The organism is Zunongwangia sp. HRR-M8 (genome assembly GCF_027594405.1).
Taxonomy (GTDB): Bacteria; Bacteroidota; Bacteroidia; order Flavobacteriales; family Flavobacteriaceae; genus Zunongwangia.
In genome coordinates this window covers 151098-174684 of record NZ_CP115161.1, presented here as the reverse complement: position 1 = coordinate 174684, position 23587 = coordinate 151098, and the positions used below count along the sequence as shown (strand labels likewise).

Here is a 23587-nt window from a genome sequence, read left to right as displayed (position 1 = left end):
TTTTTAGAATTTAATTTTTGCTCCTACACTATACGTACGCCCAAAACCATACCATACATTAGAATCAACTAAACCATTATAATCTGGATCTTTCACATTTCCTTCTCTAGCATCAGAAATATACTGAGTGTCGAGCACGTTGAATACGTTGGCATTTAAGGTTGCTTCAAAAGATCCAAATTGGAAATTATGAGTTAAACCTAAATCTAATAATCCTACATCTGGTAATTCAAAAGGCGCAGGTATATCATTTGAATCTCTTACAGTAGGATCAAAGTCTGCAAAATATCTATCATAGTATGTAAAATCACCTCTAATAAAAGTTCCAGGGAAGGCTTCATAATTAAGCCCCAATGCCGCAGTCGTTTGTGCCGAGTTACCAACTTCGACACCATCAATGGCTACATTAATTGTACCTAATACAGTAGTTCCATCTTCAGCTAATACATCTACATTATCAACGTTATTATCCCATTTCCAATCACCAAGAGACATCATACCAGTAACGTTAAGTCTTTCACTTGCTTTATATTGAAACTCTAATTCTACACCTTGGTGAAGTGCATCTACACCCAAAATATTAGCAAAGATTTGCTGATTCCCTTGAATAAAAGATCTTGCTAATGTTTTATCCTTCCAAGATGTGCGATAAAGGTTAAAATCGATTCTTAGATTTTGAGTTCTAAACCCATATCCTAATTCGGCACTAAAAATCTTTTGGTTTTCTGCATCTTCATTTGCTATATTTTTATTATTCAAGAATACTGTATTGAAAAATGGAGCTCTTTCAAAATAGCCCACATTAGCAAAAATATTATGGTTATCATCTAAATTATAGTTAGCGCCTCCCTTAGCACCATATGCAAAAAAGTTTATCCAATCGGTTTCTTTTTCATCTCCTGAGTATTGAAAATAATCTTTTCTTTTATAAGATGTATTAGATGCACTAACCGAAAGGAATCCAGAGATATTATCATCAGAATATTCTGCCTGGGCGAATCCACCTTCCCATAGAACTAATCCATCGTTGTAATAATTAATTTTATCGCCGCTTCTTGTTAGCCTATTTGGATCATTAACATTACTGTCATCCGCCCAATATTGTCCTCCTAAAAGATCTTTCACTTCTTGGAAATGTTCGCCTTTATAATATCTTAAATCGATTCCTCCTAACAGTTCCCATCCTTCTCCTACTTCTGTAGAAACAGTTGAAAGAAGCCCTGTCCAAAAATGATCGTTTCTTGAATCATATAGGATAGTCTGAGAGCCATCTGCACCATTAGCGGCGTTTTCATCTACCACACGATCTAAATTCAATGGTTGGTACGGAGCAGATCTATAATCTGAATCAACACTTCGAAGATCCGCATTTCCAGTATAACCACCACCACCACCAGTACCAAAAGATACGTAGGCTGCTGTCGATAATTCTGTTCTATCACTAATATCCCAATAGTGATTTAAAGATATTTGTGGCTTGTGATAAAAGTTATCTTGCACATTAACTACCTGACCATTGCGATAACCCCAATCTCCATTAAACTTAATATCTCTGTCACTTCTCTTGTAATCTTCTATAGTATGTAGCGTTTCTCTCTGACCGTGACGTTGCGGTGCCCCGAAGGCAGTTAAAGAAAGTTCATGATTTTCATTTATTTCCTTAGCAATATTCAAAAAGTAATTATACCCTTCAAATTCAAGACCATCAGCAAATCTTCTACCACTAGTTTTTGATGCAGAAACTGTAGCTGCCCAGCCATTTTCCGATTTACCAGTAGATACTGTAGCTCCAAATTTTTGAAGACCATCATTACCTGTAGAAGCGATAACACTACCGCCCATCTCGGCGTCTGTAGATTTGGTAACAATGTTTATTGTTCCACCAATAGACGGCACAGCAACTTTAGCAGCCCCTAAACCTCTTTGTGTTTGCATTGTTTTAGTAACATCTGCAAGCCCTGCCCAGTTACTCCAATAAACACGACCACTTTCCATGTCGTTTACAGGCACCCCATTGATCATTACAGCAATATTCTCTGAGTTGAATCCTCGCATTCTGATATCAGCATCTCCGAATCCACCACCTTGTTTCGTAACGTAGATACCTGGTGTACTTTTAAGAATTTCAGGAAATTCCTGGTTTCCTAATTTAGTTTCAATCGTCTCAGCTTTTACAGTTGATACTGCGACAGGTGTTTTTCTATCAATTGCTAAAGAAAAACTAGTAATTACAATTTCATCTAAAGCATTATCATCTCCAACAAGAATTATATCTCCCAAATCTTGAGAACCTCCTGAAAGACTGAATTGAACTTGCTTAGATTTGTAACCTACAAAACTGATTTTTAAAGTCCCTGTAGAGCTATTAACATCCAAAGAGAAGTTCCCATCAAAATCTGTAGTTGTACCTTTCTTTGACCCTACAACCATTACGTTCGCTCCCGGAAGTGGACCAACCATTTCAGAATCTATCACCGTACCAGTAATAGTTCCTTGAGCAAAAATTCCTACTGTAAATAACAGCATTAATAAGGTAATTAATTTCCTCATGTGTAAAATTTGTTTGATTTGATTTTAGTTCGCCGCAAAAAAAGTTAATAAAACTGTTTTTAACGTTAACGCAAGGTTAACAAATAATTGTTATACTCTAGCAATCAGAAGTTACCTTTAACAAAAAAGCCCCCTAAAAATAGGGGGTCTTAAATTTATATGGTTAGAGACTTATTAGAAATTGTACTTCACAGCAATATTCCATGTAGTACCATTACCGAAAAAGTATCCATAATTATCTTTTTGAGTAATATATTCATGATCAAGTAGATTGTAAATGTTACCTATCAATTGAATATCATTTTCTCCTAGATCAAATGTATAGCTTGCTCCAATATCGAATAAAGAATAAGAATTTAATTGTTCTGGTTGGTATGTATCTCCTGCCAAAGAAGATTCAGCTACATCTTCTACTTCAACCAATCCATATAAATTATCGTAATAATTCCAATTAGCTGATAACGAAAGTTTTCTTGAGATCACATCGTAATCTACTCCTAAACCTGCTGAATTTTGAGGCGCACCACCTACCTTAGTTCCTGAAAGATCTACATCTAGCTGGTCTACGAATTCGGAGTTGTCATTATTACGGATTCTAACTGGTGAAGAACCATCATACTCCCAATTACCTGTTGTAGCATATCCACGGATAGTTAAATCCATAATAGGTTTCCATTTTAAATCGATTTCCAAACCTTTGTGAAGTTGTGAAATATCAGAGAATAAGAATGCTGCATTTTCAACATTAGCACCGTTTCCTGTGTAGTTACCTGAAAAATTTAAGAATCGATTTTCCCATTTTGTATAGTATGCATTGAAATTAGCTGAGAAACTACCGCTTTCAAAAGCATAACCGGCTTCAAAACCTGTGATTTCTTCATTATCTACTTCTGGATCTGCAAAAGCAGTATTATCACTATAGCTTGGGAAGATATTATCCAAGAAAGGTTGTCTAGAATATTTACCTACATTACCGAATATTGTATTCCCTTCTACAAATGTAAAAGAAGCACCTGCTTTTACATTGTAACCAAATTTATTTTCAGTTTCAGATTCTCTTTCTCCTTCAAAATTTCCTCTATCGTAACGCTTGTAAGATTGGTTAGAAATTGCTCCCTGAGCAAATACTGAAAAAACATCATTAGCATATTCAACTTGTCCAAAAGTACCCTGATAGTTTATATCTTCGGAATAATCGTAATCGATACGCTCTCCTTCATCTGCAAAATCGAATAACGCACTCCATGGATCTGCATCGAAAGTTGCAGTTACTGTATTATTAGGATTCCCTCCGAAATCTTCTCTAACTCCATTTAATCCAAGCGGATCTACGATTTGGCGAAAGTGATCTCCCTTATAAAATCTGATGTCTGCACCGGCATTTATAGTGATATTTTCTAAACCTGTAAATTCGTAATTTGTTACGCCTCCATACCAGGCATGATTATTCACCGAACCTCTAATAAGAGTTCCGTTACGTCCTGATTGAAATCCATCTTCTACATCTCTGTTAGATTCGTTTACGATATGATCCCAATCTACTAAACCATTTCTAGTAAAAGCACCTTCTGGAGAAGAATCGATACCATTATCAATCCTTCCTAGTCCATTACCATAGGTTCCTGTTCCACCTCCGCGACCAAAAGATGCATACATTACTGTAGATAGATTTGAAACTTCACTCATATCCCAATCCCAATTTAAATTGACAACTGGTTTGTGATAATAATTTCTTCTATAGGACAAATACTCGCCGTCTCTGAATCCGTAATTATTATTGTATTTTAAGCCATATTGATCATAAAGATCAGCATCTTTAGAATAGTTTTGATCGTGCCATTGTGGAGCCCCAGTCACTAAAAAATTAAACGTATGATCTCCTGCCTCTTTTCCTACCGAGAAAAAGTAGTTTTGACCTTCTCCTTTAGTTCCATCAGCCCATTTACTATGAGCTCTCCAATAATCTACTAAGAATGAGAATCCCCAGCCGTTTTCGTTAACTCCTGTATCATAGGAAGCAGTTCCTTTTACGTAGCTACCATTACCAACCATAAAGCGAGCAAAGCCACCTTCAGTTTTATTAGTTGCTTTCGTTACAATATTTACTGTTCCACCAACAGATGATATTGCTAATTTTGAAGATCCTAGACCTCTTTGCACCTGTACTGCATTTGCAATATCAGTTATACCCTGCCAGTTAGACCAATACATGTTACCATCTTCCATACCGTTAATAGGCTGACCATTTAAAAGGAATGCAGTATTACTTTGATCGAAACCACGAACAAACATTTCTGAATCTCCAAAACCACCTGATTCAGCAGTAACATATACGTTTGGAGTGTTTTTCAATACTTGTGGAAACTCTACGTTTCCTGTAGCTCTTTTCTGAATTTCAGATTTTGTAATAGTTGAAACAGCGATAGGTGTTTTTCTATCGTCTTCTAAATCGATAATACCAGATCCTATTACAACTACTTCAGATAATGCATCAGCATCAGAAGCAAGCACAATATCTCCAAGATCCTGAGTTCCTCCACTAAGATCAAACTTGATATCTTTTCTTTCGAATCCAACGAATGTTACTCTAACGGTTCCCGAAGACTTTTGAGCCTCCAAAGTAAAATTACCATCGAAATCTGTAGTGGTACCGGTATTAGTACCCACGATCATAACATTTGCACCGGGTAGTGGTGCATTCATCTCAGCGTCCATTACCGTACCGGTAATAGTTCCCTGAGCAAAGATTGTTGCTGTAAAAAGCAACATAAGTAGGGTAATTAATTTCCTCATCAGTAAGTTTAATTTGTTTTAATTCCTATTTTTTGCAAATGAAAAAAAATCCAAACATTGCAAGTTTAACCCAATGTTAAGAAGGATAGTTTTAACAATTTTGGACGAAATTAGAACAATTTAACTGGTAATAAAATAATGTTAATGCAACGCAAAGGTTATAGTTAACAAAGTCTTAATTTTAACACTTGATTTCTATAATAGAATAAAAAAGCACCCTTAAGAAAGAGTGCTTTTTGTCAAATACTTTATAAACGTTTAGCTATTTCGCTAGGAAAACCTTTAACAGATTACTTGTAGAAGAATCATGATTTTCGATTTCTTTGCTATCTATATCTTTAAGAATATTACTAGCTAATTGCTTACCTAATTCTACACCCCATTGATCGTAACTAAAAATGTTCCAAATGATACCCTGCACAAAAATCTTATGCTCGTACATCGCTACGAGTTTACCAAGACTCTCTGGAGTAAGCTTATCGATAAGGAAAGAAGTTGTCGGTTTATCTCCATCAAATAATTTGAATGGCAGCAATTCTTTGATTTCTTCTTCGCTCATTCCTTTAGAAGTAAGTTCAGCGCTAACTTCTTCTTCAGTTTTCCCTTGAAGTAAAGCTTCGGTCTGTGCAAAGAAATTTGCCATCAGTTTTTTGTGATGATCTTTATCATCAAACAAAGATATCTTATAGCCAATAAAATCAGCTGGGATTAATTTGGTTCCCTGATGAATTAACTGAAAAAACGCATGCTGAGAATTTGTTCCCGGCTCTCCCCAAATTATTGAACCTGTTTGATAATCTACTTTATCACCATTACGATCGGTACTTTTACCGTTACTTTCCATAACCGCCTGTTGCAGATACGCTGGTAATCGGTGCAGATATTGTGAGTAAGGAATCACTGCTTCACTTTCTGCCTTATAAAAATTGTTATACCATACACTTAAAAGACCAGCAAGCACAGGTATGTTGTTTTCGAATTCAGTTTCTTTAAAATGCTCATCCATTTTTTGAGCTCCGCTTAACATCGCATCAAAATTAGGATATCCGATAGCTAAACTTATCGATAAACCAACCGCACTCCATAAAGAGAAACGACCACCAACCCAATCCCACATTGGGAAAATATTGTCTTCATCAATTCCGAAATCTTTTACTTTTTCTACATTACTAGAAACTGCTATAAAATGTTTAGAAACCGAACCTTCAGGAGCCGTTTTCATAAACCAATTTCTAATCGTAGTTGAATTACTTAATGTTTCCTGGGTAGTAAAAGATTTAGAAACAATCACAAATAATGTAGTTTCAGGATTAAGATCCTTAATTGTTTCGTGAACGTGATCACCATCTACATTCGAAACAAAATGTACATTTAAGTGATTTTTATAAAACTCTAAGGCTTCCGTAACCATTACTGGCCCAAGATCTGAACCACCAATACCAATATTTACAACATCAGTAAAGCTCTTTCCAGTAAATCCTTTTCTGATGCCCTGAATAATTTCCGAAGAAAAAGCTTTAATTTTTGCCTTAACTTCTTCAACTTCATTCATTACATTTTCGCCATCAACTTTAACCTCAGCATTTTTAGAAGCGCGTAATGCGGTATGCAATACAGGTCTTCCCTCTGTCTGGTTTATCGCCTCTCCTCCAAAATAAGCATTCATCGCTTCTTTAAGTGCGCATTCTTCAGCAAGATCAATAAGAAGTGATTTAGTTTCTTCTGTAATTTTATTTTTACTGAAATCTACATAAAAATCGCTCCACTTTACAGTGAATTTTGAAGCTCTATCCTGATCTTTCTCAAATAAAGATTTTAAAGACTGGTCTTTAGTCTCTGCATAGTGAGACGCTAATTTTTTCCAGGCTTCTGTTGTAGTTGGATTAATATTTTTCATTTTTCTGGTTTTTTTGGTATCAGACGATTATATCCTAAAATAATAATTCTAACCGCCAGAAACGTTTTTTAGATCTTTTTATAAGAGATATTATCTAATTCTTCTTTAAGCGGTGCTATAAAAGCGAAATATTCATCTTTCTTCGCACCTTCAATTTTCTTAGCCGTTGGTAAATTTTGGCGATAAGGATCTACCTGTTTTCCATTTACCCAAAATCGATAACACACATGTGGACCTGTTGCCAGGCCAGTGCTTCCAACAAAACCAATAACGTCGCCCTGTTTTACAGCCTGTCCATTTCTTACATTCCGCTTGCTCATGTGTAAATATTGGGTGGTATATTTTTTATTGTGACGTACTTTTACATAATTCCCGTTTCCAGAGGTGTAACTTGAAGCGATTACCGTACCATCTGCAGTGGTTTTAATTGGCGTCCCCGTTGGTGCCGCGTAATCTGTACCCAAATGTGCTTTCCATCTTTTTTGAACCGGATGAAATCTTCGTCTTTGGTATCTAGAAGAAATTCTACTATAATTTAAAGGTGCTTTTAGAAAAAAGCTTTGCAAAGCTTTAGCTTCTTCATCATAAAAACTTGCTTGCCCGGTTAACGAATCGGTCTCATAATTAAACGCATAAAATGGTCTGCCCGAATGTTTAAAAACAGCTGCATCTACACTTTCTACACCGGCGAAAATCGTATCGTCGATATATTTTTCATTATAGATCATTTTGAATTGATCTCCTTTTTGAAGTTTAAAGAAATCAATACTCCACTGGTAGATATCAGATAATTGATATACCAAAAGATTGCTTAATCCTTGGGCTTGCATGGCTTCAGATAGAGAGGAAGTTACCACTCCAGAAACTTCTCTTCTTTTTATTGAAACAGGCTTTTTAGCAGTAAATGCTGAAATGCTATCACCAATATTTACAACCGTATAATCGATTTTATTATTTTGGTATATAAAATGAAGTGGCGTATGCGCCGAATCTTTAGCTTTTAAAATAAGATATTTTTTACCAGCAGTTATTCGGGCAGGGTTAAAAGTATCCTTAACGGTCTGCGAAATTTCAAAAACCTTCCCACGATCGACACCGTGACGATCCAAAATAAATCCAAAATTATCACCTCGCTCTATGGTATCTACAACCACGTCGAAATCGTCCAGAACAAAGCCATATTCTTTAACGACCGGCTTGGGTGCTGGTTTTTTAGTTTCTGCTATAGCTTGCTCTTTTGTGTCTTCTTTACATCCTGCAAAAATTAACAATAGCAGGAATAAAAAACTAAATTTCTTCAATTCTAATTCTTATTTTTCAGTATTAAACATGTGGTTTACCCATTCTTTGCCCCATTCATTATGCTCATCTTCACTCCACAATTCAGGAAAAAATGATATTTTTTGAAATCCCGGTGGTAAAAATTCTTTCCAATTTGTTCCTCCGGTTGCCTTCACTGTTTTTTTCCCTTTATCTAAATATCTATGAGCAGCACCAATATGCATAAGCAACCAGTTAACGTTTACACTGGTATCAAAAGTACGTAAAGCTTTAATTAAATTTTGATTGTTTTTATCAGTTGGCGCTAAGTTCTGATAGCAATCGTAAAGCGTATTACCTTTAACTTCATTCGCAATTCTTAAAAATCGGGGCGTATATCTTTTTTCGAACTGCTTTAAGGTTAAGGTCCTTTCACCGGTTTTAAGGTCTATCCCTCCTTTTTTCCAGTAAATATTATCGAATAATTCTTCTACGGAATTATCTAAATTGAATTGTTTTCTAATTTTATATTCTACCAGATTTTGAACCGGAGTCGCATAAAATTCAATCATCCTGAATTGCGCCGACTGAAAACCACTTGCCGGTAACAAAGCCATCCTGAATTTTAAAAACTGTTCACGCTCCATTCCTTTAATCATTACATCAAAAGAATTGATAAGCACTCTAAAATAACGATTCATCCTATTTAGCTTTTCCACAAAATATGTGGCGGTTAAATTAGGATTTTCGATTACCTGCTTTTGCTCATGGATAATCAGCTTAAAATATAATTCGGTTATTTGATGATAGGTAATAAAAATTTCTTCATCGGGAAAATGAGTTGCCGGTTTTTGCAAACTCAAAAGTGTATCCAGATTTATATAATCCCAGTATGTTAGATAACGATCGTAAAGTAGACCGTCTAAATAAGAACCCATATCCTGACCAGAATTTTTGAATTTCTCTTCAAGTAATTCTATTCTTTCGGCTATTTCGGGTTTAATTTCCATGCTAATCTACAATAATCCTGAAGGGATATTTTAGACCTTTATAGGCATCAAGATCTGCATCTAGAGATCCTACCGCCAGGTTGGCTTCAATTTTTAAAGGCACTTTGTTTTTATCGTCGCTTACCCAAAAAGTAAGGCTCTCTTTCTCTTTAAAAACTCTACCTGCCATTACATAAGGCCTAAACTTGAGCGCGTTAACCTTACCAAACTTTGTTTTTATGGTTTCCCGTCCTAAAAACTTCACCTTAAAATCCATATTTTCATCATCTATGAAAAGATTTAGATGAACTTCATAACCGGGCTTTAGCGCCTCCTCATTTATGTTGCTGCGAATATAGTAAAATGCCGACAACATATCATGGATATTTTCCTTTGTAGAATAGGTCTTTTTCTTATTATGCTTTTTATCATGAACATAGGCAGTATTCGACTTTTGATCGAAATCGATCTCTAGATCTTTAGTATGCCCCCCTTCATCTATTTTACGTATAAATTTTAACGGTTGTCCTGTTTTGCGATCTATGTAAGTTTGGTAATTATCATCTACTTTAAAGAACCAGTGCATCATTCCGGTAGATTTTCCCGTTCCAACAATATGGTAAACGGGCGTACCGCTTAAATAATCTTCATTTACCTGAAGTTCTGCATAACTGGCATTAAAGGGACCGTAATGAATTCTAAATTTGAACCACTCCCCAGCATCATAAGCAGTTTGTGCCTCATGTGATGAAAGTGCAATAAAAAAGAGGAATATCGTAATTGTAAGTTTTTTAATCATCGGTTTAGATTTGAAGTAGTTTCATTTTTGAAAGACTAACTTTTTTGAAATTTACAATTACTATTCCAAAAGTATCAAAACAAAAAACCCCATCAAATTAATGATGAGGTTTTTTGTCTTATTAACCAACTAAAACTTAAATTATGAAAAAACAAATTTGGTAACCACTCCAAAAATGCGAGCGCAAAATTCTGCAATTTCTTCCGTTAAAAAAAACCAAAAATAAACTTTAACTAAATCATTGATTTTTAAATAAAGAAGAAGCTATTTAATTTCCTATAAATCAATATTTTTCGATTAATTTAGCGTTCCTCTTAAATCTTGCTCTCTTTCTATTGCTTCAAAAAGAGCCTTAAAGTTACCTTTACCAAAAGATTGCGCTCCTTTTCTCTGGATTATTTCAAAAAACATCGTGGGTCGATCCAATACTGGTTTTGTAAAAATTTGTAGTAAATAACCTTCGTCATCTCTATCAATAAGCACCCCTAATTCCTTTAATGGCGCTAGTTCTTCATCGATTTCACCAACTCGCTCTAACACATCATCGTAGTAAGTTTCTGGAACATACAGAAATTCTACCCCACGATCACGCAAAGCTGTTACAGTTTCAATAATATTATCTGTAGCTAATGCGATATGTTGTACTCCCGCACCATTATAAAAATCGATATATTCTTCGATTTGGGACTTCTTTTTTCCTTCCGCAGGTTCGTTAATTGGAAATTTAATGCGACCATTTCCGTTACTCATTACCTTACTCATTAAAGCGGTATAATCGGTAGAGATATCTTTATCATCAAAACTAACCATCTGTGCAAATCCCATCACTTTCGCATAAAACTCACACCATTTATTCATCTCGTTCCAACCTACATTACCCACCATGTGGTCGATATATTTTAAGCCAGTTTCCGGAGATTGGGCAAGCGGAGCATAGGTTCTATAACCAGGCATAAAAGGCCCTTTGTAAGCGTTTCTTTCGATAAAAAGATGCACTGTTTCCCCATAAGTATGAATTCCAGAGATCACTACTTTACCATGTTCATCTTCTAATTCGTAAGGTTCAACATAGCTTTTAGCACCTCTCTTGGTGGTTTCCTTATAACTTTTTCTCGCATCATCTACCCAAAGCGCTACAAACTTAACTCCGTCGCCATGTTTATCGATATGCGCATTTATTTCTCCGGAAGGCTGTAAAGGAGATGTTAGTACAATCCTTATCTTTCCCTGTTGCAAAACATAAGAAACACTATCCTTCCTTCCGGTTTCTAAACCAGAATACGCCACCGGCTGGAATCCCCAGGCATGCTGATAATAATAAGCGGCCTGTTTAGCATTCCCAACATAGAGTTCTACAAAATCTGTCCCTAAAATGGGAAGAAAATCTTCGGCTTCAGGAATTACTTTTTCTAATTGTAGGGATGAATTATCTTTAGACATAATCTTAATATTCGTTATTTTTTAAATGTTTTCTATTTGTCCTCGTCTTCTAGCCAAGATCTATAATAGGTCTCATCAGCAATGGCAATTGCTTCTTCAGTAAGTTGTAAAGGCTTAAACGTATCTACCATCACTGCTAATTCTTCGGTTTCGGTTTTACCAATACTTCTTTCTACAGCTCCCGGATGCGGCCCATGTGGGATTCCGGCAGGATGCAGAGAAATATGCCCTGCTTCAATATCATTTCGGCTCATAAAATCGCCATCTACATAATAGAGAACCTCATCACTATCAATATTACTATGGCTGTAAGGTGCAGGAATGCTTTCTGGATGATAATCGTATTTACGCGGGCAAAAACTACAAACTACAAAGGCATCGGTTTCAAAAGTTTGATGCACCGGTGGCGGCTGGTGAATTCTTCCTGTAATTGGTTCGAAGTCGTGAATTGAAAACGCATAAGGATAATTATAACCGTCGTAACCTACCACATCAAAAGGATGCGAAGCATAAATAGTATCAAAAATTTCGTCCTGTTTTTTGATCTTGATCAGAAAATCGCCTTTTTCATTGTTTGTTTCTAACTCGTATGGCTGTCTTAGGTCACGTTCGCAAAATGGAGAATGTTCCAAAAGTTGCCCAAACCAGTTTCTATATCTTTTTGGCGTGTAGATTGGTCGCCTGGATTCTACGATAAAAAGTCGGTTTTCTTCAGTATCAAGATCTAGTTTATAAATGGTTCCGCGAGGGATAAGCAGATAATCGCCATACTTAAAATCAAGATTCCCTAAATGCGTTCTTAATTTTCCGCTTCCTTTATGAATGAACAAAAGCTCGTCACTATCGGCATTTTTATAAAAATAATTATCGGTAGATTTTTGTGGCGCTGCTAGAATAATATTTACATCACTATTGGTTAAAATCACTTTTCTACTTTCCAGATAATCTTGTTCCGGCTGAATACGAAAACCTTTTAGTCGATACGACTTTAAATTATTTTCTTTTGAAATTAAAGGTTTTACGCTACAACTTTTTTTTACTTCTTTAACCTGCGTAGGTCGCTGCTCGTGGTAAGAAATCGAAGACATCCCGTCGAATCCAATAGTACCAAAAACTTGTTCGTAATAAAGGTTTCCGTCTGGCTTCTTAAAAATTGTATGTCTTTTATGAGGAACCTTACCTAACTTATGATAAAAAGGCATAATTAAATATTTAATTAAACTGCTTTCTTGATAGCTAAAATTAAAAAATCATCAACTTATTTGAATATAAATTGATTATTGATAAATTTAAACAAAAAAGCACTAATATTTCTTAAATGAAACGTAAATCTAAAAATCAATACCTTAATTAGCATGTAAGGTTTTTTGCTAAATTCCGAATAACATAAGAAGATTTTGAACATGAAGCGCGATTTAAAAATTGGAATATTAGATCAATCAGTGGTAAGAACCAATGCAACTCCAAGAGCTGCGGTTCAGGAAACTATCGATACCGCTGTTTTTGCAGATAACTTAGGTTTTCATCGTTTTTGGATTTCTGAACATCATAATTCTAAATTTATCGCTGGATCTACTCCAGAGGTTTTGTTGGCAAGATTAGGTGCCGAAACGTCTAAAATAAGACTTGGGAGCGGAGGAATAATGCTTCCTAATTACAGTTCTTTAAAAGTAGCCGAAAATTTTAGAATGTTAGAAGCTCTATATCCCGGTAGAATTGATCTTGGAATGGGACGTGCGCCAGGAGGCGATCACACCAGTACGAGCCTGTTAAATCCTTCGAATACTTTTCAGAAAGAAGATTATATAAGTCAGCTTCAGCATATCAATCAATTTTTTAAAGATGATGCTAGCGTAAATTCAGAGTCTATTTACGCCATGCCGCAAGTGGAAACAACACCCCAACAGTGGATTTTAAGCAGTAGCGGTGACAGTGCAAAAATAGCGGCAGATCTCGGACTAAATCTGGCGGTGGCAAAATTTATAAACGGGAGTATTTCTCCTGGCGTAGTAGAGAACTATCGCAAAAATTTTATCCCTACTGAAAACAAGCCCGAACCTAAAGCTTTAGTTTCATCTTTTGTAATGTGTGGCGAAACGGAAGAAGAAGTAAACCAGATGCGAAAATATATCGATTATATTCTATTGCAGTTTGATAAGGGTAATTATCAGGAACTGCCTCCTTTTGAAGATATTAAAAATCACAATTTCACATCATTCGAAAAGCAGCGTTTGCATTATAATTCCGGCAGAATAATATCCGGTACTCCAGATCGCGTTCAGGAAAAAATTAGCTCCCTTGCTAACGATTTTGACGTTGATGAAGTAATGATCTCTACAATGAGTTTTAGTAAAGATTTGCGTTTTAGAAGCTTTGAGCTCGTTGCAGAAGCTTTTAATATGATTAATATTGAAGTGTAATTACTTATAACGTTTAAACCTGGCTATTAAAATTAGAGTCAAAAAAGCCAAAGTATAAGCAAGCATATCCAACCAATCGAAAGAAGAACCCAAAATCATAGTTGTGGCTATGGTTCTTTTTATTTTTAGAAGCTTTAGGATGTTTACATACTGCAGCAATTCGATGGCGTAAGCTAAAAATAATACAAATATGGCGAGCTTTATTTTGGAGATTTCTAAAAAGGATAGAAAGAAATAATAGATTAAAAACACTACAATATAATCGCCTAGCACATTTCTTATAAAACCGCCATTTACAAAGCTTGCGATTAAAATCTCTAAAGCAAACAGCATCGCTGCTATTAGCAAATATTTTCTAGAAATTCTGACTAAAACCAAAATCCTAAGCTAAAAAACCACTGCGACGAATTCACTTCAGGAGAGTAAGAATATTTTACTTCCATAGGGCCCAAAAAGGTTTCTATACCGTAACCTAAAGCATAACCGGTATAATCTGGCAACGACAACCAGTTTCCGGTAGAAAATAAATCTTCCTCTACATTAGCAATATTAGCACTTAAAGTAACATGATTATTTTTAAAAAGCTCCACATCAACTTCAGCCAGACTTTTTATGTAGCTGTCTGCACCTATACTTAGATAATCATAACCGTAAAACGGTACCATATTATTAATAAAATTATTTCCGTAGCCTCCTAAAAGAAAATCTAAGGTTTGCTGATCGCCCTTTCCTATTTTAAATCCTGCTTCAGAAAATAAACGAAAACTAACATTAGTGATTGGCGTAAAGACATAACCAATTTTTCCCTTGGCAATCGAAAACTCGGTGAAATTGTCTGCAGATGAGAATGGATAAATATGAAAATCTCCATTAAAATAAACTCCTTTTTTTGGATAATATTTGTTATCGAAAGAATCATATTTTAGATATCCAAAAGCACTGTAATAATCGTTATTTTCAAACTCTGTTCCTTGGATATCTACTTCTGTATCACTATTAATAGTTTCTGAAGATACTTTAATATACTTATGCTCAGCACCAATCCCCAAAGACGCAACCTGCTTAAAAAGTGTTTCTACATAAAACTGATTGGTAATATCCTTAAGATCGATATCAATTTTATTAATATTTAATTGTTGCTGAGATATATCATCCTGAATAAGACTGTAATTTACCCCGGTATCGAAAGTATTAAAACGCGACTTTATACCAATACTCCAATAATATCCCTTATCGATGTAATATTGAAAGTTATACCGAAGATTTTCTCCTACAATTAAATCCATTGAAGTCACATCGTTAGTGAAAATCGAACTTTTCCGCGTTAAATTTACCAGCGCCGCACTTTTATAAAGATCATCATAATGCAGGGCAAGTTTTAAATACGTTTTATTTTCACTTTCATCTAAACTAATATTCAAGGCATACGACTCATCTTCCTCCGGACTTAAAAAATAATTTATTTTGTCGAAGTTTCCAGAAGCCGATAAGAAATCGATACTAGAATTAATTTCTGAAAGACTATAATTCCCAGGGGTTTGCAATCGCAAGCGTCCTAAAATAAAAGAGCGGGGATAATTAGTATTACCTGCAAGATCTACCCGACTTAGTTTTAGCGAATCTAAAGGCTTTCGTTTGAAAGATTGATGATGTGTTCCTTGCTTTTCAGCCAATGCTCGTAGGGCATCAACTTGTTTTTCGCCTGCAACTCTACCAGAATCAATAATAGCTTTTCCTTCTTCAAAAGATAAAATTGAAAATTTACCAATATCGGGACGAATATAGATATCGGTCTTCGGAATTTTATGCTTCATATCGTTAATCGTCCTGAAGTTACTTACCTGCGTAAAAATATCGAACGCACCTTTTAAGTCCTTACGATTCATTAAAGAATCCTGAACATCCACACCAATAATAACATCGGCACCACGTCTTCGTAATTCTTCAACCGGATAATTATTTACTACTCCGCCATCTATCAACAATCGATCATTAATTTTCACAGGAGCAATTAAAGACGGTATAGAGCCACTTGCTGCCACAGATTTTGCGAGGGATCCTTTATCTAAAATCACCTCTTCACCGGTTTCAATATCGGTTGCAACGCAAAAAAATGGAATGGGTAATTTAGAAAAATCGGTTTTATTGTTCAGATGGACAGTTAAGCCAGACATCAAATTATAAATATTTTGACCTTTACTTAAACCGGAAGGAAAACCGACCTTAAAATTATCAAAAGGAAGCGTTAGCGCATACCGTTCGGTATTTTCTTTTTCGTAGAAGGTCATTGCTGTTCTGGGAATCTCGTCCTGAATTAGCAAATTAAAATTGGTATGATTTACAATAGAATCCAACTCGGCCGCAGTATATCCAGAAGCATACAAACCACCAACAATTGCCCCCATACTGGTACCGGCTATATAATCGATATGCACACCAGCTTCTTCTATTACCTTTAAAGCCCCGATATGAGCCAAACCTTTTGCGCCTCCTCCGCTCAAAACCAGTCCTACTTTTAATTTTTCTTCTTGAGAAAAACTTAAAAGTGAACTACACAATAATAGAATAGAGAAGACTTTTTTCATTTAATCTGATGGTTCTGCGTGATAATAGTCGTAAACAATTTTGGCTTTAGCACTTCCCACAACATCGGCCAGTGATTTCTCTGAAGCTTCTTTAACTCGTTTTAAAGACCTGAAACTTTTAAGAAGCTCTACCACCGTTTTTTCTCCAATTCCTTTTATAGATTCCAGCTCTGTATTTAACGCAGCTTTACTTCTTTTATTTCGGTGAAAGGTGATTCCGAATCTATGGGCTTCATCTCTTAATTGCTGAATAATCTTTAAGGTTTCCGATCTTTTATCCAAATACAGCGGAATTGGGTCGCCAGGATAAAATAGTTCTTCTAAACGTTTAGCAATACCTACAATGGCAATCTTACCCCGTAAGCCTAAAGTTTCTAAAGCTTTTACCCCACTACGAAGTTGTCCTTTTCCTCCATCGACAATAATTAATTGCGGTAATTCTTCATCTTCATTCAACAAACGTTTATAGCGTCTATAAACCACCTCTTCCATCGATGCGAAATCATCGGGACCTTCAACAGTTTTGATATTAAATTTACGATAATCTTTTTTACTTGGTTTACCGTTTTTAAAAACAACGCAAGCTGCTACCGGATTTGTTCCCTGTATGTTAGAGTTATCAAAACACTCGATATGCCTTGGCTCTACATTTAGTCGAAGATCTTCCTTCATTTGTGCCATGATACGATTTACATGACGATCTGGATCGACTATCTTCATTTGCTTAAACCGTTCCTGACGGAAATATTTGGCATTTCGCTCTGATAATTCTACTATTTTACGTTTATCGCCAAGTTTTGGCACGGTTACTTTTACATCGTCCCCGGCATCAACTTTAAAAGGTACGTATATTTCAGGCGATTTCGAATTAAAACGCTGCCTTATTTCAGTAATACCAAGCTCAAGCAATTCTTCATCGGTTTCATCTAACTTTTTCTTCATCTCTATAGTATGCGAACGGATAATCGATCCATGCATTAATTGAAGAAAATTCACATAGCCATAGCCTTCATCACTTATTACAGAAAATACATCTACATTATTGATTTTTGGGTTTACCACCGTAGACCTGGATTGATAGCCTTCCAAAACATCGATCTTATTTTTTATACGTTGCGCATCTTCAAATTCCATATTTTCAGCATGCTCCTGCATTTGCTCTCTAAATTGATTTAGCGAATCTTTAAAGTTCCCTTTTACAATTTGCCTAATATGATCGATATTTCGGTTATATTCTGCTTCGCCCTGGTAACCTTCACATGGGCCTTTACAGTTTCCTAAATGATATTCTAGACAAACTTTAAATTTGCTTTCTCTAATCTTATCTTCAGCAAGGTCGTAATTGCAGGTACGTAATTTATAAAGCCCTTTTATTAAATCGAGTAAGGTATTTACTGTTTTAAAACTGGTAAAAGGCCCGTAATATTCGCTACCATCTTTTATAAGTCTTCTAGTTGGAAATACTCTTGGAAAACGCTCATTTTTAATACAGATCCAGGGATAAGTTTTATCGTCTTTCAGCATCACATTAAAGCGTGGCTGAAGCTTTTTAATTAGATTGTTTTCTAATAATAATGCATCGGTTTCCGACGAAACTACTATATGCCTAATCTCATTAATCTTTTTTACCATCACGCCAATACGATGACTATCATGGCGTTTGGTAAAATAAGAAGTTACTCGCTTTTTTAGATTTTTGGCTTTACCTACATAAAGAATCTTCCCGTTCTTATCGAAATATTGATACACGCCGGGACTGTTAGGCAAAGTTTTTAATTGTACATCTAGAGAAGGTGTTTCCATCACTTCAAATTTAAAATATCTTTTGGGGGTATTTCGAAAAAAATTAGCTAAAATTTGTCGTAATTTCGCCTTCTTACTTATTTTTTTAGTTCAGTAAGAATACAGAAATTCGAAGTTTTAAAAGTATTTTATAATTCAGTAAAATCTGAAAACATTTATTTTGGCTATCTTGTGTATATGGGCGAAAACAAAAAAACAATTATTGGTCGTTTTGATAAAGCCGATTTCCCAATTTTGGATTTAGAGCAAATTTCGGTAAAAATAGATACAGGTGCCTATACTTCATCTATTCATTGCGACGAGATTATCGAAAAAGATGAAGTTTTGCATTGTAAATTTCTTGATGATGAACATGAATCCTACAATGGTAAAGAATTCACTTTTAAAGATTATGACATTATTTATGTTAGAAGCAGCAACGGCATCATCCAAAAGCGTTATCAGATTGAATCTAAGATAAAGCTTTTTAATAAAGTTTATAAAATTTCACTTTCTTTGTCGTCACGTCAGGAAATGCGTTTCCCTGTTCTTTTAGGGCGAAAATTTTTAAGCAATAAATTTATTGTAGATCCACAATTAATCGATTTATCCTTTAACCAGCAACACCAAAACGATGAACATTAAAATCCTTTCCAGAAACTCACAACTTTATTCCACAAAACGGCTAATTGAAGCCGCACAGAAACGTAAGCACACAGTAGAGGTCGTAGATCCACTAAAGTGTGACATCGTGATTGAAAGGAGAAACCCAAATATTTATTATAAGGGTAACTATATAAAAGATGTAGATGCGATTATCCCTAGAATAGGCTCCTCGGTTACTTTTTATGGTACTGCTGTGGTTCGCCAATTCGAGATGATGGGAGCTTTTACGACTACAGATAGCGAAGCTTTAGTAAGGAGCCGAGATAAATTAAGAAGTTTACAAGTACTTTCTCGTGCTAAAATTGGCCTTCCTAAAACAGTATTTACAAATTACTCGAGAGATGTTTCCGGTGTTATCAGTCAGGTTGGAGGACCACCCTTGGTAATTAAACTATTAGAAGGAACACAAGGTGTTGGTGTTGTTCTTGCTGAAACTAAAAATGCAGCAGAATCTGTTATTGAAGCATTTAACGGTTTACAGGCTCGTGTGATCGTTCAGGAATTTATTAAAGAAGCAAAAGGTGCAGATATTAGAGCATTTGTGGTAGACGGTCATGTAGTTGGTGCAATGAAGCGTCAAGGAAAGGAAGGAGAATTTAGATCGAACCTTCACCGAGGCGGTAGCGCCGAATCTATAGAACTTAGTGATGACGAAGAAATTGCAGCGGTAAAAGCTACAAAAGCAATGGGACTTGGAGTTGCCGGTGTAGATATGCTACAAAGTTCACGCGGACCATTAATTCTTGAAGTTAATTCTTCTCCAGGCTTAGAAGGGATCGAAAAAGCTACAGGGAAAGATATTGCCAAAACCATCATTAGATATATCGAAAAACACGCCTAAATTTTTTTATGCCTCAAATCACAAAAGATAACGTCCTGGAAATTCTGGGTAAAAAGATTTTACCCGGCAAAAGCGCTACGATTAATCTTAACATGGCAAAACTCTATACGACAACATCGGTAGAAGTTCCTGTGATTATCGAGCGATCCAAAAACCCGGGGCCTGTGGTTTTAATTACTGCCGGAATCCATGGTGACGAATTGAATGGCGTTGAAGTCGTAAGACAACTTATAAGCAAAGAAATTAACAAACCTAAATGCGGCACAACCATTTGCATACCTGTAGTAAACGTATTTGGCTTTTTAAATATGGCGAGAGAATTTCCTGATGGTCGGGATCTTAACCGAATGTTTCCGGGAACCAAAAATGGTTCGTTAGCCGGAAGGTTTGCATTTCAATTTGTACAAGAAATTTTACCGATTGCAGATTTCTGTTTAGATTTTCACACAGGAGGCGCCAGTAGATTTAATGTAGCTCAAATTCGAGTAAAAAAAGGCGACAAAAAGAGTATAGAACTTGCTAATATCTTTAAAGCACCATTTACTGTGGTTTCCACAACGATTACCAAGTCGTATCGCGAAACTTGCTCAAAAATGGGAATTCCTATCTTACTTTTTGAAGGTGGTAAATCGCAGGATAGTAATAAAGAAATTGCAAGACACGGTGTTGAAGGTACAATGAGAATTCTTAATCACCTTGAAATGCTAAAACCTAGATTTGATCTACCAGATGCTCATGCCGAATCAATTTTAATTGAAAACACTTCTTGGATGCGCGCTAAATACAGCGGACTTTTACATCTAAAAGTTCCCTGTGGAAAGCATGTTGAAAAAGGAGAATATATAGGTACTATCACCGATCCCTACGGAAAGTTTAGACATAAAATTAAATCTCGCAGCCAGGGCTACATCATTAACGTGAACGAAGCCCCAATTGTTTATCAGGGAGATGCTATTTTCCACATCTCATCTTTATCAAAAAATATAGATGAATAAGCACCAGTTACGTAAAAAATACAAAGCCTTACGATTAAAACTTTCTACGGAAGTTATTGAAGAACTCAGTTTAGAAATTGCCAATAATTTGCTAAAATTAGACATCTGGGAGAACGAATTTTACCATTTGTTTTTAAGCATTGCTGAACAAAAGGAAGTTGACACCGAATTCATCTTACATATTCTACAAGGAAAAGATAAGAATGTGGTGATTCCCAGAACTGATATTGAGCAAAATGCGCTGATTAATTATTTACTTACCGACACCACCAAAATCCAGAAAAATCGCTGGAATATCCCTGAACCTGTCGATGGAATTGAAATCGCTCCAGATAAAATAGACGTTGTTTTTGTGCCGTTGCTAGCATTTGATAAAACCGGACATCGCATTGGCTACGGAAAAGGCTATTACGATACGTTTTTGAGTTCCTGCAAACCCAATGTTATTAAAATCGGCCTTTCTTTTTATGAAGCTGAAGAAGCTTTTAAAGATGTTTACTCTAGTGACATTCCGCTTGATTACTGCGTTACTCCCAAGCAGGTTTATAATTTTAGAGCGTAGAATATAGACCGTTTCGCTTTTAGACTATAGAAAATAGACTTTCTTTTTAATGTTGAATTCTTAATGCTGAATTTTGAATGAGAACATAAAACAATATAGATTCGAGAAACAAGAGGCTAGAAAAATAGATTTTCTTGATGTTTAATTCTTAGGTCTTAATTTTGAATGAAGTCCCTTTTAATGACAATTTTCTTCGCCCGCAGCAAAGAAACGGAGAAATCCCAATTTGCCAGATAGGAATACAATTAAAGTTAACAGCTGTAAACCGTAAACTTAACTACTCCTTCTCTTCTTTCGGGAAAGCTCTTTTATTAAAAAGCAGCAACAAAACAACTCCTATACTTATCGAAGAATCTGCAATATTAAAAACAGGCTCGAAAAAAGTGAAAAATTTGCCACCCCAAAACGGAATCCAATCTGGTAAATAGCCTTCATATAAAGGAAAATAGAGCATATCTACCACCTTTCCGTGGAAAAGTGTCCCGTAGCCTCCTCCTTCAGGTAAAAAGGTCGCTATTTTATTATAGCTATCGCTAAAAGTAATTCCGTAGAAAACAGAATCGATGATATTTCCAAATGCACCGGCAAAAATTAAAGCAATAGCGGTAATCAAAATTCGGCTTCCATTCTTTTTAATAGAATCCACCAGCCAATAACCTATTCCAAAAATTGCTACTAATCTAAATAAAGTAAGCGCCAGTTTGCCGTATTGACCGGGAATTTTGGTTCCCCAGGCCATTCCTTCGTTTTCAACAAACAAAATTCTAAACCAATCTAAAACTTTTACTTCTTCACCAAGCATAAAGTTGGTTTTGATATAAATCTTAGAAACCTGATCGATTAAAAGAACAATAAATATAATTAAGCCTGCTTTCTTTAAAGACATTTCTTTTTTTGTTAAAAACGCACCAAAAATAGTAATTATTTAGTTTTTTGCACGCTTATATCTCCATTAATAGAAGTTAATTTAATTTGGTGCATTCCAGATAAGTGTTGATCGACAAAAACTTCTCCATGCCTACTTTTAGCCGTAACTTTTCCGGAAGCCACCTGTGCTGTAATATCTCCTTTATAGGTATTAACCGTGCAGTTACCATCGAAGTTTTCTAAAATACAATATCCTCGTTGAAGATTAGCTGTTAAACTTTCAAATTTGCCTTTAATAATTATCGAAGCTGAATTTGAATTTATAGTCATTATTTTTCCCTCCGGAATATAAATATCAACTTCAAAAGAAAATACTTTGTGCGCACTAAGCTTATCAAAACCTCCAACTAGGCGCTCTGGATATTGACTCTCTAAAATCAAAATTGCGTTATCTAGCTTTGTCTTCAGCTGAATATTATTAAAATATTCTCCTTCAGAATGTGTATTAAATTTTACCGTTTCTCGATTTTCACTATAAATATTGATTTTAAAAACCTCGTCGGCATCAAAAACAATCTCATTAAAATCTGAGCTTAGAATGTTTTGCGTATCTCTTTGTGCAAAAAGCTCGCTATGGCTAGCAAAAATACATAGCGCTATGAAAACAAAATATTTCTGCAAATTGTTCATCAATTATAAGACAACAAAAAACGCTCCTAAAATTAAGGAGCGTTGGCTGTTTATCTTAAAGTAAGATTATTTCTGCATATTTTTAGCTTCAATACTTAGTGTAGCATGAGGAACAAGCTTTAATCTTTCCTTGTTAATCAACTTTCCGGTTACACGGCAAATACCATAAGTTTTATTCTCTATGCGCGTTAATGCGTTTTTAAGATCTCTTATGAATTTCTCCTGACGAATAGCTAATTGAGAATTTGCCTCTTTGCTCATCGTTTCGCTACCTTCCTCGAATGCCTTAAATGTTGGTGAGGTATCATCTGTACCATTATTACCATCATTTTTATACGCATTTTGATAGATTTCTAGTTGTTCCTTAGCTTTGGCAATTTTGCCTTGAATTAGCTGCTTAAATTCAGCCAGGTCTGCGTCGCTAAAACGCTCTTTTACATCACTTGACATA

19 protein-coding genes are annotated in these 23587 nt (G+C 35.5%); 5 read left to right on the top strand and 14 right to left on the bottom strand.

The genetic code is table 11. The features are described from left to right. Positions 1-3: 3 nt before the first annotated feature. From PBT89_RS00815 to PBT89_RS00780, 8 genes are all read right to left on the bottom strand, one after another. Positions 4-2550, bottom strand: a complete 2547-nt coding sequence (locus tag PBT89_RS00815) for a TonB-dependent receptor (RefSeq protein WP_270062975.1) — start codon at positions 2548-2550, stop codon at positions 4-6. A gap of 174 nt (positions 2551-2724) precedes the next feature. Further along, positions 2725-5343 carry a TonB-dependent receptor gene (locus PBT89_RS00810; protein ID WP_270062974.1) on the bottom strand — a complete coding sequence of 873 codons (2619 nt, stop codon included), beginning with the start codon at positions 5341-5343 and terminating at the stop codon, positions 2725-2727. A 262-nt stretch (positions 5344-5605) separates the two neighbouring features. Next, positions 5606-7240: a glucose-6-phosphate isomerase gene (gene pgi / locus PBT89_RS00805; protein ID WP_270062973.1), complete on the bottom strand. Its 1635-nt coding sequence runs from the start codon at positions 7238-7240 to the stop codon at positions 5606-5608. 68 nt (positions 7241-7308) lie between these two features. Continuing rightward, the gene (locus tag PBT89_RS00800) at positions 7309-8541 is read right to left on the bottom strand and encodes a peptidoglycan DD-metalloendopeptidase family protein (protein ID WP_270062972.1); all 1233 of its coding nucleotides are present in this window, start codon (positions 8539-8541) and stop codon (positions 7309-7311) included. 9 nt (positions 8542-8550) lie between these two features. Further along, positions 8551-9510, bottom strand: coding sequence for a tryptophan 2,3-dioxygenase family protein (locus PBT89_RS00795; protein WP_270062971.1), 960 nt, complete (start codon positions 9508-9510; stop codon positions 8551-8553). A 1-nt stretch (position 9511) separates the two neighbouring features. Continuing rightward, positions 9512-10288, bottom strand: a complete 777-nt coding sequence (locus PBT89_RS00790; protein ID WP_270062970.1) for a DUF3108 domain-containing protein — start codon at positions 10286-10288, stop codon at positions 9512-9514. Between the two features lie 297 nt (positions 10289-10585). After that, the gene (gene hppD, locus PBT89_RS00785) at positions 10586-11728 is read right to left on the bottom strand and encodes a 4-hydroxyphenylpyruvate dioxygenase (protein WP_270062969.1); all 1143 of its coding nucleotides are present in this window, start codon (positions 11726-11728) and stop codon (positions 10586-10588) included. A gap of 32 nt (positions 11729-11760) precedes the next feature. After that, the gene (locus tag PBT89_RS00780; protein WP_270062968.1) at positions 11761-12930 is read right to left on the bottom strand and encodes a homogentisate 1,2-dioxygenase; all 1170 of its coding nucleotides are present in this window, start codon (positions 12928-12930) and stop codon (positions 11761-11763) included. Between the two features lie 201 nt (positions 12931-13131). Between PBT89_RS00780 and PBT89_RS00775 the strand changes: the two genes are divergently transcribed. Further along, positions 13132-14148, top strand: a complete 1017-nt coding sequence (locus PBT89_RS00775) for an LLM class flavin-dependent oxidoreductase (protein WP_270062967.1) — start codon at positions 13132-13134, stop codon at positions 14146-14148. On the opposite strand, the gene PBT89_RS00770 is transcribed toward PBT89_RS00775, so the two are convergent. From PBT89_RS00770 to uvrC, 3 genes are read right to left on the bottom strand one after another with little or no spacing between them, the layout of a single operon-like run. After that, on the bottom strand, positions 14149-14481 hold the full coding sequence (locus PBT89_RS00770) for a ribosomal maturation YjgA family protein (RefSeq protein WP_270062966.1): 333 nt from the start codon (positions 14479-14481) through the stop codon (positions 14149-14151). It abuts the gene before it with no gap. A 35-nt stretch (positions 14482-14516) separates the two neighbouring features. Continuing rightward, positions 14517-16733 carry a patatin-like phospholipase family protein gene (locus PBT89_RS00765; RefSeq protein WP_270062965.1) on the bottom strand — a complete coding sequence of 739 codons (2217 nt, stop codon included), beginning with the start codon at positions 16731-16733 and terminating at the stop codon, positions 14517-14519. Continuing rightward, positions 16734-18536, bottom strand: coding sequence for an excinuclease ABC subunit UvrC (gene uvrC / locus PBT89_RS00760; RefSeq protein WP_270062964.1), 1803 nt, complete (start codon positions 18534-18536; stop codon positions 16734-16736). A gap of 177 nt (positions 18537-18713) precedes the next feature. Between uvrC and PBT89_RS00755 the strand changes: the two genes are divergently transcribed. The 4 genes from PBT89_RS00755 to PBT89_RS00740 are packed head-to-tail and all read left to right on the top strand — an operon-like array spanning position 18714 to position 21579. Continuing rightward, positions 18714-19160, top strand: coding sequence for an ATP-dependent zinc protease family protein (locus tag PBT89_RS00755; protein WP_270062963.1), 447 nt, complete (start codon positions 18714-18716; stop codon positions 19158-19160). Then, the gene (gene rimK, locus PBT89_RS00750; protein ID WP_270059621.1) at positions 19150-20022 is read left to right on the top strand and encodes a 30S ribosomal protein S6--L-glutamate ligase; all 873 of its coding nucleotides are present in this window, start codon (positions 19150-19152) and stop codon (positions 20020-20022) included. Before PBT89_RS00755 ends, rimK begins: the two co-directional genes overlap by 11 nt. An 8-nt stretch (positions 20023-20030) precedes the next feature. Continuing rightward, positions 20031-21017 (top strand): succinylglutamate desuccinylase/aspartoacylase family protein, encoded by a 987-nt coding sequence (locus tag PBT89_RS00745; RefSeq protein WP_270062962.1) that lies wholly within the window; start codon positions 20031-20033, stop codon positions 21015-21017. Continuing rightward, positions 21010-21579, top strand: coding sequence for a 5-formyltetrahydrofolate cyclo-ligase (locus PBT89_RS00740; protein ID WP_270062961.1), 570 nt, complete (start codon positions 21010-21012; stop codon positions 21577-21579). The genes PBT89_RS00745 and PBT89_RS00740 overlap by 8 nt, the downstream gene beginning before the upstream one ends. A 277-nt stretch (positions 21580-21856) precedes the next feature. Here PBT89_RS00740 and PBT89_RS00735 read toward each other — a convergent pair whose 3' ends face one another. From PBT89_RS00735 to PBT89_RS00725, 3 genes are all read right to left on the bottom strand, one after another. Beyond that, entirely contained in the window at positions 21857-22465 is a 609-nt protein-coding gene (locus tag PBT89_RS00735; protein ID WP_270062960.1) for a lipoprotein signal peptidase, read from the bottom strand. 35 nt (positions 22466-22500) lie between these two features. Further along, positions 22501-23136 carry a DUF4097 family beta strand repeat-containing protein gene (locus PBT89_RS00730; RefSeq protein WP_270062959.1) on the bottom strand — a complete coding sequence of 212 codons (636 nt, stop codon included), beginning with the start codon at positions 23134-23136 and terminating at the stop codon, positions 22501-22503. Between the two features lie 66 nt (positions 23137-23202). Beyond that, positions 23203-23586 carry a TraR/DksA family transcriptional regulator gene (locus PBT89_RS00725; protein ID WP_270059626.1) on the bottom strand — a complete coding sequence of 128 codons (384 nt, stop codon included), beginning with the start codon at positions 23584-23586 and terminating at the stop codon, positions 23203-23205. Position 23587: the final 1 nt, after the last annotated feature.

Coding starts and splice junctions, on each gene's coding strand:
- PBT89_RS00770 (WP_270062966.1), bottom strand. CDS start 14,481: ATGCTGTTTGCTTTAGAGATTTTAATCGCAAGCTTTGTAAATGGCGGT.
- PBT89_RS00730 (WP_270062959.1), bottom strand. CDS start 23,136: ATGAACAATTTGCAGAAATATTTTGTTTTCATAGCGCTATGTATTTTT.
- PBT89_RS00775 (WP_270062967.1), top strand. CDS start 13,132: ATGAAGCGCGATTTAAAAATTGGAATATTAGATCAATCAGTGGTAAGA.
- PBT89_RS00725 (WP_270059626.1), bottom strand. CDS start 23,586: ATGTCAAGTGATGTAAAAGAGCGTTTTAGCGACGCAGACCTGGCTGAA.
- PBT89_RS00780 (WP_270062968.1), bottom strand. CDS start 12,930: ATGCCTTTTTATCATAAGTTAGGTAAGGTTCCTCATAAAAGACATACA.
- uvrC (WP_270062964.1), bottom strand. CDS start 18,536: ATGGAAACACCTTCTCTAGATGTACAATTAAAAACTTTGCCTAACAGT.
- PBT89_RS00795 (WP_270062971.1), bottom strand. CDS start 9,510: ATGGAAATTAAACCCGAAATAGCCGAAAGAATAGAATTACTTGAAGAG.
- hppD (WP_270062969.1), bottom strand. CDS start 11,728: ATGTCTAAAGATAATTCATCCCTACAATTAGAAAAAGTAATTCCTGAA.
- PBT89_RS00755 (WP_270062963.1), top strand. CDS start 18,714: ATGGGCGAAAACAAAAAAACAATTATTGGTCGTTTTGATAAAGCCGAT.
- PBT89_RS00745 (WP_270062962.1), top strand. CDS start 20,031: ATGCCTCAAATCACAAAAGATAACGTCCTGGAAATTCTGGGTAAAAAG.
- PBT89_RS00735 (WP_270062960.1), bottom strand. CDS start 22,465: ATGTCTTTAAAGAAAGCAGGCTTAATTATATTTATTGTTCTTTTAATC.
- PBT89_RS00790 (WP_270062970.1), bottom strand. CDS start 10,288: ATGATTAAAAAACTTACAATTACGATATTCCTCTTTTTTATTGCACTT.
- PBT89_RS00740 (WP_270062961.1), top strand. CDS start 21,010: ATGAATAAGCACCAGTTACGTAAAAAATACAAAGCCTTACGATTAAAA.
- PBT89_RS00815 (WP_270062975.1), bottom strand. CDS start 2,550: ATGAGGAAATTAATTACCTTATTAATGCTGTTATTTACAGTAGGAATT.
- pgi (WP_270062973.1), bottom strand. CDS start 7,240: ATGAAAAATATTAATCCAACTACAACAGAAGCCTGGAAAAAATTAGCG.
- PBT89_RS00810 (WP_270062974.1), bottom strand. CDS start 5,343: ATGAGGAAATTAATTACCCTACTTATGTTGCTTTTTACAGCAACAATC.
- rimK (WP_270059621.1), top strand. CDS start 19,150: ATGAACATTAAAATCCTTTCCAGAAACTCACAACTTTATTCCACAAAA.
- PBT89_RS00765 (WP_270062965.1), bottom strand. CDS start 16,733: ATGAAAAAAGTCTTCTCTATTCTATTATTGTGTAGTTCACTTTTAAGT.